This is a genomic window from Luteimonas sp. 8-5 (assembly GCF_029763755.1).
Classification (GTDB): domain Bacteria; phylum Pseudomonadota; class Gammaproteobacteria; order Xanthomonadales; family Xanthomonadaceae; genus Cognatiluteimonas.
The window spans coordinates 1-19,198 of record NZ_JARUVM010000060.1 but is presented as its reverse complement, the minus strand read 5'-3'; the positions used below and the strand labels follow the sequence as shown (position 1 = coordinate 19,198).

Below are 19,198 nucleotides of genomic sequence, written 5' to 3'. Positions count from 1 at the left end.
CGCAATCCACGGATGGCAACCCGTACCGACATTCCGCTCGACAAGGTCATGGACCTGTTGCTGGACGCGGTCTGCATCGTCGATGCGAAGGGCCATTACCTGTACGTGAACTCTGCGTTCGAACGCATCTTCGGGTATGCGCCCGAAGAGGTGATCGGGCGGCAGATGCTGCACCTGGTGCATCCCGACGACCGCGCGCGCACGGTACGCGCGGTGGCCGAGATCATGTCCGGCCAGGACAAGACCCGGCTGGAGAATCGCTACATCCGCAAGGACGGCGAGATCGTGCACATCATGTGGTCCGCGCGCTGGTCGCCCGAGCACCAGGCGCGGATCGCAGTCGCCCGCGACATCAGCGCGCAGCGCCGGGCCGAAGCCACCCAGGCCGCGGTCTACGAGATCTCCGAGGCCGCGCAGGAGGCGGACAGCCTCGGCGCGGTCTACCGCACCATCCACAAGGTGCTCGGCGGCCTGCTGCCGGCGCGCAACTGCGCGATCTCGCTGTACGACGAAGCGGGCGGCACGCTGACCTTTCCCTATTTCGTCGACGAGCGCGGCCCGCCGCCGGCCGCGCGCCTGGTCGACGACAGCGCATTGTCCGGCGAAGTGGTGCGCAGCGGCCGCAGCCTGTTGCTGGGGCCGGCCCGCCTGCAGGGCGAACTGGCCGGCGACGAGGAGGTGCGCGGCGCGCGCTACTGGCTGGGCGTGCCGCTCAAGGGCCGTGCCGGTTCGATCGGCGCGCTGGCGGTGAAGAGTTACACCGAGGAGACCCGCTACAACGCGCGCGACGTACTGTTGCTGCACTACGTCGCCACCCAGGTGTCCAACGCCATCGAGCGCCGCCACGCGATCCGCTAGCGCTTGTACACCCAGTGCCGCGAAAGGAAGAACCCGATCGCGCCAAGCACCAGTTCGACGCCCGGCTTGGCCAGCCAGGCCCACTTCAGGCCCACCGCGTCGTCGATCGCCCCCAGCGCCCAGGTGCTGGCGATGGTGGTGCCCAGCCACATCAGCACGAAACGCGCGAGCTGGGTGCGGCCGAGCGCGGTGTCGTCGCCGGCGAACGTCAGCTTGCCGTTGAGCCAGTAGCCGAGCAGCGCGCCGCTGACGCGGCCCATCACGTTGCCCGCCTCGACCTGCATGCCGTAGTGGGTGAGCAGGACCATCACCCCCCAGTCGACCAGCCACTGGACGATGCCGATCAGCAGGTAGTGTCGCGCATGGCGGCCGAGGCTCATGGCGCGCAGCTCATGGTTCAACACCCTGGACATCGATGCGCCACCACTCGGCGCCGCCAACCGCCATTTCGCGGTGCGCGTGCACGCGCTCCAGGCCGGCACGCTGCGCGGGCGTCAATCTCGTCGGATCCAGGATCACCTCGGCAATGCCCTCGTCGCGCAGCAGCGCTTCCCAGCCGCTGCCATCGGCCGTCAGTCCGGCGATGCCCCGTGCCGTGAACAGGCGCGGGGAGTACCAGTCCACGGTGCGGCCGCGCCCTGCGAACTCCGCGTGAAACGGGTTGGACAGGACCAGCACCGGACCGGTGTCGGGCGCGCGTTCGCGGATCGCGGCGGCAAGCGCGCGCTCGGGCGCGTACGCCTCGAACAGTTTCGTCTCGTCGCCCAGGGAACGGACGGCATGCATTACGCCACCGCCGCGCAGGATCCAGTGCGCGTTGGGCTGCAATGCGAGGTTGGCGATGCACAGGCCCGCCACCAGTACGGCGCTGCGCATGGGCGGCAATACGCCGATGCCGGCGACCAGCGCCGGCAGCAGCAGCACCAGGGACGGATGCAGGTAGCGGGCGTACTGCATCGGCAGCAACGCCAGCAGCAGCGCGGCGGTTGCGCAGAGCGCAAGGCCGCGCGCAGGCGCATGCCGGAAGGCCAGCAGCCATGCGCCGGCCAGCGCCACCAGGGTCAGGCCCATGGCGCCGTCCCAGCCTTCGACGTAGGCGTCGGTGTCGAAGGTCATTCGCCACAGGGTGGTGGCGTCCAGCCCCCGGTGCCAGTTCGGATCGGCGAAATCCACCGGGTCGAACCATGGCGAAAGGAATACGCTGTTGAACAAGGGCAGCACCGGGTTGCCGGTGACGATCCAGGCTTGCACATAGCTCGAGCCGCCGATCGCCACCACCAGCAGTAGCGACCAGGCGAGCGCCAGCGGCGAGGGCAGCGAATGCCGCTGCCGCCTGCCGGCCCAGGCCGCCAGGAGCAGGCCGGCGATGACGTGCAATGGCTTGAGCCCGCACAGCAGGCCGAACAGCAGCGCGCCGGCCAGCAGGCGGCGGGTGCCGGCGCCGGAAATGTCGACGACGAGGACGGCCAGGCCGATCGTCACCGCGGAGGCGAAGGTCTCGGTCTGCATCCCGCCGAGCAGCGAACTGGTCATCGGCAGGCTCGCGAACAGCGCCGGAGCGGCCCAGCGCAGGGCGGGGCGAACGCCGAGCAGCTTGCACAGTTGCCACAGGCCCGCCGCGGTCATCGCGAACCAGGCGATGTTGAGCGCGGACCTGGCTTCGGTTCGGGCGACGACCTGGGCTACCGCCTGCAATGCATCGCCGGACCATGGCGCCAGCACCCAGACCTGCTGCGAGGGGTCCAGCGCGTAACGGCCATGCAGCATCAACTGCCAGGGCATGCCGAGGTGGTAGGCAAGATCGTCGTACTGCAAGGTGGGCAGCCACGCTGCGCTGGAGGAGACACCGAGCATCAGCACGCTGGCTGCCGCAGCACGGGGACTGGCGGCCACGGCGTCACGCCAGCCCCTGGCACAGATGGTGAACTGGCTGCGCAGAGCTTTGCGACGCAATGCGACGACAAGCCCCAGCAACGGGGCATGTACCCACCAGTAGTGGATCGGCAACGATACCGTCCAGCCGATCGCCGCGGCGATCAGCGCCATCCCGCACAGCAGGGCGGGCAGCGGCCGGGCATCTCCCACCACGCGACCGCCCACGGCGGCCGCAGCGGCGACCAGCAGTGCAACCGCCGCCGCAGGAACCACGCCGGTCAGGGCCACCAGCGCCGCCAGCCAGGTCGCGCCGAGCGCGGTCGCCCACGACCAGCCCGGGAGGCGCCGAATCGGCCAGGCCAGCAACACCGCTGCCAGGGCGAGGAGCAGGTTGTCGCCAAGGCGCGGGAACGACACCTGCCAGTGCAGATGCGTGGCGATCGCGCCCAGGGCGGACGCGGCCACGCCTGCCCAGACCAGGGCTTCGAGCAGGACGGAACGGGGGAAGAACGCGCGAGGGGCTTGCGGCACCGCGAAATCCTATCAGGCCGCAACGCGCCGGCGCAGTGCCGCTAGAATCGCGGAATGGCCAATTCCCCCCTGCATGTCGTCATCCTCGCCGCCGGCGAAGGCAAGCGGATGAAGTCCAGCCTGCCCAAGGTGCTGCAGCCGATCGCGGCACGACCGATGCTTGCGCACGTGGTCGACACCGCGCGCGCGCTGCAGCCGGCAGCGATCCACGTGGTCTTCGGGCACGGTGGCGACCAGGTACGTTCGGCGTTCGCCGCCCAGGCGGGCCTGCGCTGGGCGGAACAGGCCAGCCAGCTCGGCACCGGCCATGCCGTGCAGCAGGCCCTGCCGGGCGTGCCCGACGATGCGCGCGTGCTGGTGCTCTACGGCGACGTGCCGCTGATCACCGCCGATACCCTGGGCCGGCTGCTCGACGCGCCGGGCGCACTGGCGGTGCTGGCCGCCGAGCCCGCCGACCCGACCGGCTACGGCCGCATCGTCCGCGACGCCGAAGGTAACGTCGCCCGTATCGTCGAACAGAAGGATGCCGACGACGAACAGCGCCGCATCCGCATCGTCAACACCGGTGTCATCGCTGCCGACGCCGCTGCCCTGCGTCGCTGGCTGGGCGCGCTGCGCAACGACAATGCGCAGGGCGAGTACTACCTGACCGACGTGTTCGCCCAGGCCGCGGCCGAATACAGCCCCGCCGAGATCGTGATGGTCGCCGAACCGATCGAGGCCGAAGGCGCGAACGATCCCTGGCAGCTGTCCCAGCTCGAGCGCGCCTTCCAGTTGCGCGCCGTGCGCGCACTGTGTGCCGCCGGCGTGCGTTTCGCCGACCCGGCGCGGGTGGACATCCGCGGCAGCGTGCGCGCCGGCAGCGACGTCGAGATCGACGTCGACGTGGTGCTCGAAGGCGATGTCGTGCTCGGCGACAACGTCCGCATCGGCCCGTTCTGCCGCCTGCGCGAGGTCTCGCTGGCCGCCGGCACCGTCGTGCGCGCGCATTGCGACCTCGAGGGGGCGCGCAGCGAAGGCGCGGCGACCATCGGCCCGTTCGCGCGCCTGCGCCCGGGCACCGTGCTCGCCGACGGCGTGCACGTCGGCAACTTCGTCGAGGCCAAGAACACGGTGATGGGGCCGGGCAGCAAGGCCAACCACCTCACCTACCTGGGCGATGCCGCGATCGGCAGCAAGGTCAACATCGGCGCCGGCACCATCACCTGCAACTACGATGGCGTGAACAAGTCGAAGACCACCATCGGCGACGGCGCCTTCATCGGCTCCAACAGTTCGCTGGTGGCACCGGTGGAGATCGGTGCCGAGGCGACCATCGCCGCCGGCTCGGTAATCACGGTCAATGCACCTGCGGGCAAGCTGTCCGTCGCGCGCGGGCGCCAGCAGACGGTGGACGGCTGGAAGCGGCCAGGGAAAAAGTAGGCGGCTGGCGGGATCCGCGTTCTTGCCGGGTATGGGAGTAGACCATCCCCGAAAGAGGCAAAACGAACGTGCAACATTCCCCCCGACACAAGCCGGCGCGCCTGCCGATGCTAGCCCTCACCGCCGCCATCGTCGCCTACTGCGGTACCGGCGATGTCCATGCCGCCAATGCCGGCGGCAAGAAGACCACCCGGCTGGCGACCGGCATCGACATGGCCTACCTCGAGCTCGGCATGGGCGAAGGCGAGGCCGTGGTCTTCCTGCACGGCTACACCGATTCGGCGCTGTCGTTCCTGGCCACGGCCGAAGCGCTGCAGCGGCGGCACCCCGGCCTGGACATCTACGTGCTCGACCAGCGCGGCCACGGCGACTCGTCGATGCCCACGGGCGCAACCTGCGCGGTCGACCCCGGATCCTGCTTCACGCTCAGGCAGATGGCCGAGGACGTGGTGGCCTTCCTCGACGACAGGAAGCTCGAGCGTGCCCACATCGTCGGCCATTCGCTGGGCAGCATGGTCGCCCAGGAACTGGCCCTGCAATGGCCCGGACGGGTCGACAGCGTCGTCCTGATCGGCACCACCGGCGACACCACCCGGAACCCGGCGGTCGACGGGTTCTTGGTGCCGGAGATCGAGGTGCGCTGGAAGGCGGAGTTCCCCGCGCAGGCGGGTCGCTGGCCACAGGACGCGTACCTGCGCGCGCCTGGCGACACGATCGCCGGGGCAAGCGAATGGATCGGCGGGCAGTGGGCGGTTGAAGCCGGCGCGGAGCCCGGGCTCCTGCAGGAAACCGCGCGCATCGCCGGTGCGACGCCTATCGGCACCTGGCTCGGGGTACTGCGCAACTTGCCGTCGTTCTCCAACAACGGCCGATTGCGGGAACTGAGCGTTCCCGCGCTCGTGCTATGGGCCGAAGGCGACGAGGTGTTCCCCGCTGCAGACCAGGCCGCGGTCCGCGGGGCGCTGGACGCCGCCGCGGCCGCGGGCCGCTCCCGCTACCAGTTCAAGGCCTACGAGGGACCGGGGCACAACACGCAGTGGGCGATTCCCGAGGCGGTAGCGGCCGACATTGCGGCCTGGTTGCAGCTTCCGGAACTGGCAACCCTCCCGCCCGGATGACCCGGGTCTCGCCGACGAGCCTGGCGTCGGCTTCGCTGATCGGGATGCGGTCGAGGGCGACCGCATCACAGGCAGGCTGGCCGCCGTGATTGGCGGCCAGCGCGGCCACCAGGACACAGCCGCACACGTGGACGACATGCTCGAGGTTCATCGACGACGGCCCGCGGAAGTGGCGAGCAGGTCGCGGAACACCAGCATCGAACCCACCTGCGCCGACGCGCCGTCGTACAGGCCCTGCTCCAGCGCATGGTTGCGCGGGTTGCGGAAGGTGCCGAACACGATGTCGAACAGCGGCAGGTCCGAATAGTTCCACGCGTGGACGCCGCGGGCGTGGTGTACCGAATGGCTCTCCGGTCGCTGGATGATGTAGCCCAGCCAGCGCGGCGTGCGCACGTTGGCGTGCTGGAACACCGCCATGAACGTGGTGGCGTACAGGACCATGGTCGCAGCTTCCGGCGAAAGCCCCACCACCAGGGTCAGGCACAGGCTGGACAACGCGGTCCAACCGACCATGTCCAGCGGGCTGAACCAGAATGCGCCATAGGTATCGAGGCGCTCGGCCGAATGATGCATCTGGTGGAAGCCGCGCCACAGCACGGTGGAGCCGTGCATGGTGCGGTGCCAGGCGTAGACGCCGGCTTCGTACACGAGGACGCCGACGATCGCGCCGGCCCACACGGGCAGGTGGGCCAGGTCGAACAGTTGCAGGCCGGCCAGGTATTCGCCCCACAGCAGCGGCAAGTACGAGGACAGGAAGAAGAACAGGGCGAAGGCCGCCAGTCCGCGCAGGTACCAGCCGCGCACCGGCGGCAGGCGGCGCGCCGGGAGCAGCAGCTCCCACAACATCAGCGAACCATAGATGGCGAAGACGACGAGCGAGACGGGATCGAGCAGCAGTTGCAGGGGGGTGGGGAGGGGGGAAGACATGGGTTTTACCTTGTGGCGTTGCGTGAACCATGGAAATACCCGGTTCCGGGCCACGGCCCGCCACATGCCCTATAGTCCGGTCCGGACCATGGAACAGACACTGCGCGAGCTGCTGGTTGCCTACCGCAAGGGCGAGCCGGGCGTCCTCGACCGGCTGGTTCCGCTTGTCTACGAGGACCTGCGCCGGCTTGCCCGCCGCCAGGTGCGGCAATGGCCCAACCTCACCCTGGACACCACCAGCGTCGTCCACGAGGCCTACCTGAAGCTGTCCAGGCAGCACGCGCTGGATGCCAACGACCGCGCCCACTTCCTGGCCATATGCAGCCAGGCGATGCGCCAGTTCATCATCAACTACGCCCGCCAGAAGAGCGCCGGGAAACGCGGATCGAACGTGGTGATGCACGACATCGACGACATGGAGGTGCCGGTGCATGGCGAAGCGGACGAGTTGCTGCTGATCGACCAGACGCTGCGCGGGCTGGAGGAGGCCAATCCGCGCCTGGTGCGCGTGTTCGAGTGCCGCTTCTTCGCCGGCCTGACCGAGGCCGAGACGATGGAGGCCTTGAACCTCCCGCTGCGCACGGTGCAACGCGACTGGATGCGCGCCCGCGCCTGGGTCAAGGACATGCTGTCGGAGCAGCATTCCGCGTAGGCGGCACCAGGCACGGCACGCGTGCCGGGCTGGAACCGAACTGTTCGATCGCGATCGCCGAGGCGCGCTGCAGCGCATCGGCACCCACGCTGCCGGGCCGCAGTTGCTCCCGGCGCAGCGCCGCCCAGGCCCACATGCCCGGGATTTCCCCTGCATCGATGCTGCTGTCCAGCGCGCGGGCGAACAGGTTGGCGGCGCCGTCGCTGTCGCCGGCACGGAGCAGGACCTCGCCGCCGCGCAACAGGCCCCAGGACAGTTCCGCCGGGGACATGGCCGGATGCGACTCGAGCGCACGAATCCCGGCGGCGACGGTATCCACCGCCGACTGCCGCCGCCCGGTGGCGGCGTCGTGCGCGGCGAGCACGAGCTGGTGTGCGGCATTGATCCGGTCGATGGGACCGCCGGTGGCCTGGCGCATGCCCGCCGCCTCGATCGCGCCGGCCGCTTCCATCGTCCGGCCCTGTGCCAGTAGCACCTCGGCGCGCAGCGAGTGCACCGACAGGCGCAGGTCGGCATTGTCGGGAAATTGTTCGCGCTGTATCGCGGCCATGTCGTCGAGCAATGCCAGCGCCGACGCGTGGCCGCCAAGGCGATGGTCGGCCTGTGCCTGCAGCTGCGCACCGAAGAGGTACAGGCCGAGGGCGCTTTCCCTGTCGACCACGGCCATCGCCTCGCGTGCCATGGTGGCCGCCGTTGCGAAGTTCCCGCGCAGGTATTCGATCATCGCCAGGTTGATCCGGTCGGCCGCGGCCGAGGTCGAGTCCTCCGGCCCCGCGCGCAGGGTCACCGCAAGGGCGGCCTCGCACGCTTCCCTGGCCTCGAGCAGTTCGCCGCCGCTGAGGAAGGCGATGCAGGCATCGCTCCAGGCCACGGATACGCGCGGATGCGCATCCCCCAGTGCTTCGGCCAACACCAACGCTGCTTCGCGGCCATAGCGTCCGCTCTGCGCAGGGTCCTCCGAGGCCAGCGACGACACCAGGCTGAGCGTGCTCAGCCGGGCCGCGCGCTGGATCGGCGTCTCGCCCTGGATCGCGGTGCCGAGGCGATGCGCGATCGCCAGGACCTTCGCCGGGTTCTCGCCTTCCTGGGCGAGGTTCAGGTGCCGCCCGAGGCGTCGCAGCGCATCAACCGATGCGGCATCCAGCGGGGCGCCGGTTGCGACGAGCGCGTCGTATACCGCGTCGAACTCGCGCGTGGACTCGTCCATGCGGCCGACGGTCGCGTACAGCTCGCCAAGTTGCGCGCGGGATTGCGCAATTACCGTCGTCGACAGGCCGGTGCCGTGGCTGCGTTCGAGTTCCGCGGCCAGCACGTCCAAGGCTTCTCCGTCGCGGTCCTGCCGCGACAGCGCGTCCGCCAGCAGGCGGGTCGTGGCCAGCCGCGTGGCCGCATCCTGGACACCGGCTGCCTGCGCATCCTGCAGCGCCTGGCGTGCGCGCAATTCGGCGAGTTCCGGGCGGCCCATGTCCATTTCCAGGGTCGCAAGCACGGACATCAGGCTGAACCGCGTGCGCGGGTCCATCGACTGGTCGCCGGCGAGCATCGAATGTCCCACGCGGGACAGCGTCGCCAGCGCATTCTCCTGGTCGCCGCGCAGGTACGGGCTGGCTTCGCGGAAGACCTGGCCCATGAATCCCTCGACGGCCTGGGCGCGCTCGAGTTCGCGCGCCTTGAGGTCGCGTTCCTCGCGGATCTGCAGTACCGATACGGTCGCGACCAGTGCCAGCGCAGCCGTGCCGGCCGCGGCAACGCCGGCGGTCCTGCGATTGCGGCGCAACCACAGGCGCACGCGCCGCCAGCGCGAAGGCGTGGCGGCGGCAACCGGTCGCGATTGCAGCCACGCCTGCAGGTCCGCGTGCACGCGCTCGATACTCGGATAGCGCCGGGCCGCGTCCTTCTCCAGGCACCTGAGCACGACCGCGTCGAGGTCGCCGCGGACCTGCCGCGCCAGCGCCGGGTGCCCGGCGTCGGCGAGCCGCGTCGACGGTGGAACCGGAACTTCATGCAGGATCGCATCCACGCGTCCCAGCGAGGTGACGCCGTCGTCCCTGGGCCACGGCGTGCCGGCAACCAGTTGATAGAGAAGGGCGCCCACCTGGAACACATCGGTAGCGGTGCCGACCGGTGCGCCGAGTACCTGTTCGGGGGCCGCGCAGTCGGGCGTGAACAGCTTGATGCCGGTGTCGGAGGGGTCGTCGGATTCGCCGAGCACGCGGGAAATGCCGAAGTCGAGCAGCCGCGCCTGTCCGCGCCTGTCGACAAGCACGTTCGATGGCTTGATGTCGCAATGCACGACCAGCTGCGCGTGCGCATGTTCGAGCGCGCCGCACAGCTGGACCGCCCAGCCGATCCGCGTGCGCAGGTCCGTGGCGGTCGCCGCGGCATGCGCCAGGATCGGCGCGCCGTCTACCAGTTCCATCGCCAGGTAGACGTTGCCCTGCGGTCCGACACCCGCATCCAGGAACCTGGCGATGTTGGGATGGTCGAGCCTGGCCAGGGTGCGCTGCTCGGCGACCAGACGCTGCTTGAGCGTTTCGCTGACGCGGTCGGAGCGCACGACCTTCAAGGCCACCTGTTGCGAGAACCCTTCGAACCGGCGCGTCGCCAGGTGGACTTCCGACATGCCGCCACGGCCGAGCAGACGTTCGAGTATGTAAGGCCCGAGCGTGTATCCGGACGGCAGACTGTCGCCGTCTTCCACGCCGAGCAGGCATTCGCGCGCGACCGCGCCCTCCAGCGCGCCGCCGGGAGCCAGGCCTACCGGTTCCTCCAGGCACAGTGCCAGCAGGCGCTCGACTTCCCGCGCCAGCACGGCGTCGGTGGCCCGCAGGCGGGCCAGGCGCGGTTCGCGCAGGCCGGGCTCCAGGCCCAGCAGCTCATCCAGCAGGTCGTCGATCGCCCTGATGGAACCGGTGGTGTCGTCCTTCATGTGGACCTCGCTCGTCCGTACCGGCAGCCATGGCGCGGTAGATGGACTCGACATGGCGGTGATCGGTCCCGCAGCACCCCCCGACCACCGTCAGCCACGGCATCATACCCTTGAGGCGTCCGTGCAATTGCGCCAGTTCGCGCGGGTCGCCGATGTCCAGGTCCTGGCTGTCGTCGAGCTCGGCGTGGCTGCGCCGCGAGGCGTTTGCGCGCAAGCCGCGGATGCGGCGGCACCAGACTTCGCCCGACAGTGCACCCATGAAATGGTCCGGATGGGCGCAGTTGATCATGTAGTAGGCCGGATAGCCGGCTGTCGCCGTGTCGGTCGCTTCGATCGCCTCCTGCAGCGAGTCGCCCGACGGCAGCGTTCCGTCGGTCTCGACGGTGAAGGAGATGACCACGGGCAGGCCGCAGTCCCGTGCCGCCATGACGATGCCGATCGCCTCATCGATGTAGTTGATGGTGAACGCCGAGACCATGTCGGCCGCCGAACCGGCGAAGGCGCGTACCTGCGGCAGGTGGTAGTCGCGGGCCTGCGATGGCGACATCCGCGTCGACGGCGCGTAGCCGTCGCCGCGAGGGCCGATGTTGCCGCTGATCACGACCGGCGTGGCCGTCGACTCGTAGAGATCGCGGATCTCGACCAGCATCCTGATCGCGGCCAGGCTGGTCTCGCGGAGCCTTGTGGCGTCGTAGCCCAGGCGCTCGCCCCAGTCGGGGTTCGCGCGCCAGGTCGGTGCCTCGAGCACCAGGCCCGCGCGATGCACGCGCGCCATCAGCGCGTGGCGCGCGTAATAGGCACGCAACCGCTCGTGCCCGGCGGGCTCGTCCAGCAGCAGGAAGGCGGCAAAGCACGGCAGCGCGATGCCGTCGTGGAAGATCAGCGTGGTCTCCAGCCCGCTGTCGGTGAGGAACAGCCTGTCGCCGAGTTGCGGCAGGGAGGACCTGTACTTGCTCATTGCGTCATGCCCGATCGTGGTGTTGCTCCACGAATACGCGGCAATGCCGTCGAACCCGCCACTGCCGCCTGGGCGGTAGTGGCGGGGGGATTACTCCACCGTTACCGACTTGGCCAGGTTCCGCGGCTTGTCCACATCGGTGCCGCGCGCCAGGGCCACGTGGTAGGCCAGCAATTGCACCGGGATGGTATGCACGATCGGCGACAGGATGCCGACGTTGCGCGGGGTGCGGATCACGTTGACCTGCTCGGAGGCGCCGAAGGCGCTGTCGGCATCGGCGAAGACGTACATTTCGCCGCCGCGGGCGCGCACTTCCTGGATGTTGGACTTCACCTTCTCCAGCAGCGAGTCGTTGGGCGCGATCACCACCACCGGCATGGCGGCGTCCACCAGCGCCAGTGGGCCGTGCTTGAGCTCGCCGGCCGGGTAGGCCTCGGCGTGGATGTAGGAGATTTCCTTGAGCTTGAGCGCGCCTTCCAGCGCGATCGGGTAGTGCACGCCGCGGCCCAGGAAGAGCGCGTGTTCCTTCGGCGCGAAGCGTTCGGCCCAGGTCACGATCTGCGGTTCCAGGTTCAGGGCGTGCTGCACGCTGCCCGGGAGATGACGCATGGCTTCGAGCAGTTCTGCTTCCCGTTCGTCGTTCAGCCTGCCGCGCAGCTTGGCCAGCGTCGCCGCCAGTGTGAACAGCGCGACCAGCTGGGTGGTGAAGGCCTTGGTCGAGGCGACACCGATCTCGGCGCCGGCGCGGGTGTAGTAGACCAGCCGGCTGGCGCGCGGGATCGCGCTTTCGGGCACGTTGCAGATCGACAGTGTGCGGTCCTGGCCCTGCGCCTTCGCGTACTTGAGCGCCTCCATCGTGTCCAGCGTTTCGCCGGACTGGGAGATGGTGACGACGAGCTGGCGCGGGTTGGCGACCACGTCGCGGTAGCGGTACTCGCTGGCGATGTCCACCGCGCACGGGATGCCGGCCAGCGCCTCGATCCAATAGCGCGCCGTGAGCCCGGCGTAGTAGCTGGTGCCGCAGGCCAGGATCTGCACCGCATCGATGTCGGCGAGCACTTCGGCCGCGCCGGCGCCGAACAGCTCGGGCCCGAACGCATTGTTGTCGACCAGCGCCTCGATGGTGTCGGCCAGCGCACGCGGCTGCTCGTGGATTTCCTTCTGCATGAAATGCCGGGACGGGCCCAGCTCCAGTGACGCCAGCGACACGTCGGAGACGTGGACCTCGCGCTCGGCCGGCCTGCCGTCCAGGTCGAACACGCGGACGCTGTCGCGCGTCAGCTCGGCGGTGTCGCCTTCCTCCATGAAGATCACCCGGCGCGTGGACGACACGATCGCCGACACGTCCGAGGCGATGAAGTTCTCTCCGTCGCCAAGACCCAGCAGCAACGGGCAGCCCACGCGCGCGGCGACCATGCGTTCCGGATCGCGCTTGTCGATCACGGCGATGGCGTAGGCACCGTGCAGCTCGCGCACCGCCTTCTGCACCGCCTGCAGCAGCGCCAGGCCCTGGCTGCGGTAGTGGTGGATGAGGTGGGCGATGACTTCGGTGTCGGTCTGCGATTCGAACGCATAGCCAAGTGCGACCAGGCGTTCGCGCTGCGCCTCGTGGTTTTCGATGATGCCGTTGTGGACCAGGGCGAGTTCGCCGTGGCTGATGTGCGGATGGGCATTGCCCTCGGTGACGCCGCCGTGTGTCGCCCAGCGGGTGTGGCCGATGCCCAGGGAGGCGCTGAAGCCTTCGCCGGCCGCGGCGCTCTCCATTTCCGCCACGCGCCCGGTGCGGCGGACGCGGCGCACGCCGGCGGGCTCCACCACGGCGATGCCGGCCGAATCGTAACCGCGGTACTCGAGTCGCTTGAGGCCTTCGATCAGGACCGGGACCACATCGCGATCCGCGATCGCACCGACGATTCCGCACATGGGGAAATGTTCTCGCCTTGGGGGCGGCCAGTGTAAACGCTGGCGCGGTGGAGGCGGCGTGGCGCGGTGTCCGCGGACGCGTCCGCCGTCCGCGCGGACAGCCCGGACGCGGGGGGAAGTGGCGCCGCGGCAACCTTTTGGCCTTGGCATGCATCCTGCTTTGGAGGGGGCAGGAACACAGGAAGGACCAGGCAAGTACCCATGAGCATCCGCGATACCTCCGCGCAGGACCGGCCGGTGACCGCCGCCACCGCCGCCGGCCAGCGTTCCCGCAAGCGCCGCCAGACCCTGGTCGCCTTCGGCATCGGCGCGGGCGTCCTGCTGCTGGCCGGGTGGCTGGTGGCCGGCTGGGCGTCCGCCAGCCGCTCGTTCGACGCCGACCGCGTGCGCATTGCCGAAGTCACGCGTGGCGACCTGGTCCGCGACATCACCGCCGACGGCCGTCTGATTGCTGCCAACAGTCCCACGCTGTACGCCATCGCCGGCGGCACCGTCACCCTGCACGTGGTCGCGGGCGACCGGGTGAAGAAGGGCCAGGCGCTGGCAGAAATCGACAGCCCCGAGCTGCGCAGCCGCCTGGCGCAGGAGGAGGCCACGCTGGCCAGCGTCGAGGCCGAGGCCACCCGCGCCGCGCTCGACGCCGAACTGGCTCGCTCCGAGGCGCGCCGCGTGCTGGACCAGGCGGAAATCCAGCGCCAGGCCGCGGCCCGCGACCTGGAGCGCAATGCGCGCGCGTACGAAGGCGGCGCCGTCGCCCAGGTCGATGTGGCCCGCGCCGAGGACACCCTCAAGAGCGCCGAGATCGGCCTGCAGCACGCGCGCCAGGATTTCGAGCTGCAGGGCAGGGGCGCTGGCCTGGATATCCGCAACAAGAAGCTGCTGGCCGATCGCCAGCGCGCGGTGGTCGCCGAACTTCGGCGCCAGGTCGATGCGCTGACCCTGCGCGCGCCCTTCGACGGTCAGGTCGGCCAGGTCCAGGTGGCCCAGCGCGCCAACGTGGCGATCAACGCCCCCGTGCTCGGCGTCGTCGACCTGTCCAGGTTCGAAGTCGAGATCCGCGTGCCGGAAAGCTTCGCCCGCGACCTGGCGATCGGCATGCCGGCCCAGCTCGGCAACGCCGGCAAGTCGTTCGCCGGCGAGGTCTCGGCGGTGTCGCCGGAAGTCGTCAACGGCGAGGTCACCGCGCGCATCCGCTTCAAGGACGGCCAGCCGCCGGGCCTGCGCCAGAACCAGCGCCTGTCCGCGCGGATCCTGCTCGACACCCGCCGCAACGTCTTGATGGTCGACCGTGGCCCGTTCCTCGAACAGGGCGGCGGCGCCAGCGCCTACGTCATGGACGGCGACACGGCGGTCAAGCGTCCGATCCGGACCGGCGCCAGCAGCCTGGGCTCGGTGGAAATCGTGGAAGGCGCACGGGAAGGCGACCGCATCGTGGTCTCCGGCAGCGACCTGTTCGGCGACGCCGAACGCGTGAACATCAACTAACCGAACGTACGAAAAGGAACCTCCCCATGCTCGAGATGCGCCAGGTCAGCAAGGTCTACCGCACCGAACTCGTCGAAACCCATGCGCTGCGCGCACTCGACCTGCACGTGCGCGAAGGCGAGTTCGTCGCGGTCACCGGCCCCTCGGGCTCGGGCAAGACCACCTTCCTCAACATCGCCGGCCTGCTGGAGACCTTCACCGGCGGCACCTACATCCTCGACGGCCAGGACGTCAGCGGCATGTCCGACGACGCGCGCAGCAAGCTGCGCAACCGCAAGATCGGCTTCATCTTCCAGAGCTTCAACCTGATCCCGGACCTGAACCTGTTCGACAACTGCGACGTGCCGTTGCGCTACCGCGGCATCGCCGCGGCCGAGCGCAGGCAGCGGATCGAGGACGCGCTCGCGAGCGTCGGCCTGGCCTCGCGCATGAAGCACTTTCCCGCGGAACTCTCGGGCGGCCAGCAGCAGCGCGCCGCCATCGCCCGGGCGCTCGCCGGCAGCCCGCGCCTGCTGCTGGCCGACGAGCCCACCGGCAACCTCGACTCGCAGATGGCACGCGGGGTGATGGAGCTGCTCGAGGACATCAATGCCAAGGGCACCACCATCGTCATGGTCACCCACGATCCGGAGCTGGCCGCGCGCGCGCAGCGCAACGTGCACATCGTCGACGGCATGGCCACCGACCTTAGCGTCGAACCGAGCCTGTCGCGGCTGGCCAGCGCCTCGCTGGCCGAATCGCAGGGCTGAGGAGCAGCGAATGTTCGCCTACTATTTCGACCTCGCACTGCGCAGCTTCCGCCGCAACAAGGCGCTGACCGTGCTGATGGTGCTGGCGATCGCGCTGGGCATCGGCGCCAGCATGACCACGCTGACGATCTTCCACGTGCTCTCCGGCGACCCGATCCCGCAGAAGAGCGACAGGCTGTTCTACGTGCAGTTGGATGCCTCCTCGATGGAAGGCTACACCGCCGGCGAGGAGCCGGGCATCCAGCTCACCCGCTACGACGCCGAGGAGCTGCTGCGCCAGAAGCGCGGCGATCGCCAGGCGATGATGAGCGGCGGGACCGCGTCGGTGGAACCGGAGAAGGCCGGCATGTCGCCGTTCATGCTCGAGGCGCGCTTCACCAGCGCTGACTTCTTCCCCATGTTCGACGTGCCCTTCGCCCATGGCGGTGGCTGGAGCGCGGGCGATGACGAAAGCCGCGCGCGCGTGGCGGTGCTGTCGAAGGCACTGAACGAGCGCTTGTTCGGCGACGTCGACAGCGTCGGCCGCAGCATCCGCCTCGATGGTCATGAGTTCCGCGTGGTCGGCGTGCTGGAGGAATGGCGGCCAGTGCCGAAGTTCTACGACGTCACCTCCGATCGCTACGGCGAGGCCGAACAGGTGCTCGTGCCGTTCTCGACGTCGCGCGACCTGCGCATGAACCGCAGCGGCAACATGAACTGCTGGGATGCCGGCGACCGCGAGGACGATCCGGAAGGCCAGACCGGCGTCAACGCGCCATGCGCCTGGATCCAGTACTGGGTCGAGCTCGGCGACGCGGGCAAGGCCGGGGCGTACCGGCAGTACCTGGCCAACTACTCGGAACAGCAGCGCACGGCCGGCCGCTTCGAGCGTCCGACCAACGTGCGCCTGCGCAGCGTGATGGAGTGGCTGGATTTCCGCCGCGTGGTGCCTTCGGACGTGCGCATGCAGGTATGGCTGGCATTCGGCTTCCTTGTCGTTTGCCTGCTCAACACCGTCGGCCTGCTGCTGGCAAAGTTCCTGCGCCGTTCCAGCGAGATCGGCGTCCGCCGCGCGTTGGGCGCTTCGCGCCGCGCGATCTTCGCCCAGTGCTTGGTCGAAGCCGGCACCGTCGGCCTGGCCGGGGGCATGCTCGGGCTCGGGTTCGCGCAACTCGGGCTGTGGGCGATCCGCCAGCAACCGACCGGCTTTTCCGACCTGATCCATCTCGACGTGCCGATGCTGGCGACCACCTTCGTGCTCGCCATCGTGGCCAGCGTGATCGCCGGCCTGGTCCCGGCATGGCAAGCCTGCCAGGTCACGCCCGCCATCCAGCTCAAGTCGCAGTAAGCAGAGGACGACACCATGGAACTGCGCCCCATCCTTTCCACCCTGCGCCGGCACAAGACGGCCGCCGCATTGATCGTGCTCGAGATCGCCTTCAGCTGCGCGATCATCTGCAACGCCCTGTTCCTGATCAACGGACGCCTGGAGCGCATGGATCGCCCCAGCGGCACCGACGAGGACAGCCTGGTCCGGATCCAGATCATCGGTGTCGGTACCGACGACAATGCCGCCGCAATGACCACCAGCGACCTGGCGGTGCTGCGTGCGCTGCCGGGCGTGGAGTCGGCCAGCGTCGTCAACCAGGTGCCCTTCGGCAACAGCTCCTGGAACAGCGGCATCAACCTGTCGCCGGACCAAACCCACAGCACCCTCAACGCAACCACCTATCTGGGCGACATCAAGCTGTTGGAGACACTCGGCCTGGACCTGGTGCAGGGACGCGCGTTCCGGCCCGACGAGATGATCGCCTGGGAGGTGATCGATGCGCCGAACAGCGAAGCGAACATGCCGGTGGCGATCGTTTCCACCGAGGTGGCCGAGCGCCTGTGGCCTGGAGAGAACGCGCTGGGCAAGGTCTTCTACAGCTGGGACGACGAAGGTACCCGCGTCGTGGGCATCGTCGACAAGCTGGCCCGGCCCAACGAAGGAGGCGGGTCGAACGCATACTACCTTTCGGTTGTCTACCCGATCGACGTGCCGTACAACCTGGGTGGCAACTACCTGTTGCGGACCGCGCCGGAACGCCGCGCCGAGGTGCTGGAAGCCGCAACCGCCGCGCTGCAGCGCAACGGACCCAACCGCATCGTGCTGGAGCAGAATACGCTGGAAGAACTGAGGGGCGAGTACTATCGCCAGGACCGCGCGATGTCGTGGATGCTGGTGCTCGTCAGCGTGCTGCTGCTGGTGGTGACGGCGCTCGGCATCGTCGGCCTGGCCAGCTTCTGGGTGCAGCAACGCACCAAGCAGATCGGCGTCCGTCGTGCCCTGGGCGCGACCCGCGGGCAGATCCTGCGCTACTTCCAGACCGAGAACTTCATCCTGGCCACGGCCGGCATCGTCATCGGCATGCTGCTGGCGTTCGGCCTGAACCAGGTGATGATGTCGAAGGCGGAACTGCCGCGGTTGCCGGCGATCTACCTGCCGGTGGGCGCGCTGGTGCTGTGGCTGCTGGGCCAGGTCTCGGTACTGGGGCCGGCCCGCCGTGCCGCGGCCGTGCCTCCTGCCGTGGCGACCCGGAGCGTATAACCTTCGCGGCATGCCGACGATCCTGGTCATAGACGACAACCCCGCCGTGGCCACGGCGCTGGAAATGCTGTTCTCGCTGCACGACATCCGGACACGCTCGGCGACGAGCCCGGAGGAAGGCCTCGCGCTGCTGCAGCGCGAGGCCTTCGACCTGGTCGTGCAGGACATGAACTTCCAGGCCGACACCACCTCGGGCGAAGAGGGCGCGGCGTTGTTCGCGCGCATCCGCGATGCCCATCCCGACCTGCCGGTGATCCTGCTGACCGCATGGACCCACCTGGAAGCAGCCGTCGACCTGGTCCGCGCCGGTGCCGCCGACTACCTGGCCAAGCCCTGGGACGACCGCAAGCTGCTGGCCACGGTCAACAACCTGCTGGAGCTGTCGGAAGCGCGGCGCGAACTCGCGCGCCACCGCCAGGCGTCCCTGCGCCGGCGCCAGTCGCTGCACGACGAGTTCGACCTTCGCGGCTACGTGTTCGCCGATCCGGCCAGCGAACGCATGCTCGCGCTGGCCGGGCAGGTCGCCCGATCGGAGCTGCCGGTGCTGGTCACCGGTCCGAACGGCGCGGGCAAGGAGAAGATCGCCGAGATCGTGCATGCGAATTCGGCCGCCAGGGACGGGCCGTTCGTGGCACTCAATTGCGGCGCGATCCCGGCCGACCTGGTCGAAGCCGAGTTGTTCGGTGCCGAAGCCGGCGCCTACACCGGCGCGACCAAGGCACGCGAAGGCAAGTTCGAGGCGGCCGACGGCGGCACCTTGTTCCTCGACGAAATCGGCACGTTGCCGCAAGCCGGCCAGGTGAAGCTGCTGCGCGTGCTCGAAACCGGGCGTTTCCAGCGCCTGGGCGCCAACCGCGAGCGGCAGGTGCGCGTGCGCGTGGTCAGCGCCACCAACGCCGACCTGCCGGCGCTGATCCGTGCCGGCCAGTTCCGCGAAGACCTCTACTACCGGCTCAACGCCATCGAGATCAGGGTGCCGCCGCTGGCCGAACGCAGCGAGGACATCCTGCCGCTTGCGCGGCATTTCCTGCCGCCCGGAAAGCAACTGGGCGAGGACGCGGCGCGCGCGCTGCTCGCCCACCGATGGCCGGGCAACGTGCGCGAACTGCGCAACAGCATCCAGCGCGCCGCGCTGCTGGCGCCGGGCCGTATCGTTTCGGCGGCCGACCTGGCCTTGCCCACGACGGCGCCGGGCGCGCCGG

At 69.4% G+C, this 19,198-nt stretch carries 15 protein-coding genes; 9 read left to right on the top strand and 6 right to left on the bottom strand.

The genetic code is table 11. The features are described from left to right. The first annotated feature begins 12 nt into the window (after positions 1-12). The gene (locus QAA18_RS07985; RefSeq protein ID WP_279412406.1) at positions 13-858 is read left to right on the top strand and encodes a PAS domain S-box protein; all 846 of its coding nucleotides are present in this window, start codon (positions 13-15) and stop codon (positions 856-858) included. Here the strand turns inward: QAA18_RS07985 and QAA18_RS07980 are convergent. After that, positions 855-1,271 carry a GtrA family protein gene (locus tag QAA18_RS07980; RefSeq protein WP_279412404.1) on the bottom strand — a complete coding sequence of 139 codons (417 nt, stop codon included), beginning with the start codon at positions 1,269-1,271 and terminating at the stop codon, positions 855-857. The two genes, QAA18_RS07985 and QAA18_RS07980, sit on opposite strands and share 4 nt — an antisense overlap. Continuing rightward, on the bottom strand, positions 1,249-3,264 hold the full coding sequence (locus QAA18_RS07975) for a hypothetical protein (protein ID WP_279412403.1): 2,016 nt from the start codon (positions 3,262-3,264) through the stop codon (positions 1,249-1,251). Before QAA18_RS07975 ends, QAA18_RS07980 begins: the two co-directional genes overlap by 23 nt. A 54-nt stretch (positions 3,265-3,318) precedes the next feature. Here QAA18_RS07975 and glmU point away from each other — a divergent pair, with 54 nt between their 5' ends. After that, positions 3,319-4,686, top strand: coding sequence for a bifunctional UDP-N-acetylglucosamine diphosphorylase/glucosamine-1-phosphate N-acetyltransferase GlmU (glmU, locus tag QAA18_RS07970; protein ID WP_279412401.1), 1,368 nt, complete (start codon positions 3,319-3,321; stop codon positions 4,684-4,686). 68 nt (positions 4,687-4,754) lie between these two features. Beyond that, positions 4,755-5,804 carry an alpha/beta hydrolase gene (locus tag QAA18_RS07965; RefSeq protein ID WP_279412399.1) on the top strand — a complete coding sequence of 350 codons (1,050 nt, stop codon included), beginning with the start codon at positions 4,755-4,757 and terminating at the stop codon, positions 5,802-5,804. 147 nt (positions 5,805-5,951) lie between these two features. On the opposite strand, the gene QAA18_RS07960 is transcribed toward QAA18_RS07965, so the two are convergent. Beyond that, entirely contained in the window at positions 5,952-6,731 is a 780-nt protein-coding gene (locus QAA18_RS07960) for a sterol desaturase family protein (RefSeq protein WP_279412397.1), read from the bottom strand. Positions 6,732-6,819: 88 nt separating this feature from the next. Here QAA18_RS07960 and QAA18_RS07955 point away from each other — a divergent pair, with 88 nt between their 5' ends. Continuing rightward, on the top strand, positions 6,820-7,383 hold the full coding sequence (locus QAA18_RS07955) for an ECF-type sigma factor (RefSeq protein ID WP_279412395.1): 564 nt from the start codon (positions 6,820-6,822) through the stop codon (positions 7,381-7,383). Here QAA18_RS07955 and QAA18_RS07950 read toward each other — a convergent pair. The 3 genes from QAA18_RS07950 to glmS all read right to left on the bottom strand — a co-directional run bounded on the left by QAA18_RS07950 (position 7,349) and on the right by glmS (position 13,193). Continuing rightward, a complete protein-coding gene (locus QAA18_RS07950) occupies positions 7,349-10,312 on the bottom strand; it encodes a serine/threonine-protein kinase (RefSeq protein ID WP_279412393.1) in 2,964 nt (987 codons plus the stop codon). The two genes, QAA18_RS07955 and QAA18_RS07950, sit on opposite strands and share 35 nt — an antisense overlap. Continuing rightward, the gene (locus QAA18_RS07945) at positions 10,260-11,270 is read right to left on the bottom strand and encodes a homocysteine S-methyltransferase family protein (protein ID WP_279412391.1); all 1,011 of its coding nucleotides are present in this window, start codon (positions 11,268-11,270) and stop codon (positions 10,260-10,262) included. Before QAA18_RS07945 ends, QAA18_RS07950 begins: the two co-directional genes overlap by 53 nt. Before the next feature lie 90 nt (positions 11,271-11,360). Further along, positions 11,361-13,193, bottom strand: a complete 1,833-nt coding sequence (glmS, locus tag QAA18_RS07940; protein WP_279412389.1) for a glutamine--fructose-6-phosphate transaminase (isomerizing) — start codon at positions 13,191-13,193, stop codon at positions 11,361-11,363. A 201-nt stretch (positions 13,194-13,394) separates the two neighbouring features. On the opposite strand from glmS, the gene QAA18_RS07935 reads away from it, so the two are divergent. The 5 genes from QAA18_RS07935 to QAA18_RS07915 all read left to right on the top strand — a co-directional run. Further along, positions 13,395-14,678, top strand: coding sequence for an efflux RND transporter periplasmic adaptor subunit (locus QAA18_RS07935; RefSeq protein WP_279412387.1), 1,284 nt, complete (start codon positions 13,395-13,397; stop codon positions 14,676-14,678). A 26-nt stretch (positions 14,679-14,704) separates the two neighbouring features. Continuing rightward, positions 14,705-15,427, top strand: coding sequence for an ABC transporter ATP-binding protein (locus tag QAA18_RS07930; protein WP_279412385.1), 723 nt, complete (start codon positions 14,705-14,707; stop codon positions 15,425-15,427). A gap of 10 nt (positions 15,428-15,437) precedes the next feature. After that, on the top strand, positions 15,438-16,754 hold the full coding sequence (locus QAA18_RS07925; RefSeq protein ID WP_279412384.1) for an ABC transporter permease: 1,317 nt from the start codon (positions 15,438-15,440) through the stop codon (positions 16,752-16,754). Between the two features lie 15 nt (positions 16,755-16,769). Next, complete coding sequence (locus QAA18_RS07920; protein ID WP_279412382.1) at positions 16,770-17,996, top strand: FtsX-like permease family protein; 1,227 nt, start codon at positions 16,770-16,772, stop codon at positions 17,994-17,996. 10 nt (positions 17,997-18,006) lie between these two features. Further along, positions 18,007-19,198 (top strand): sigma-54 dependent transcriptional regulator (locus QAA18_RS07915; RefSeq protein ID WP_279412380.1); only part of this gene is annotated, 1,192 nt, incomplete at its 3' end.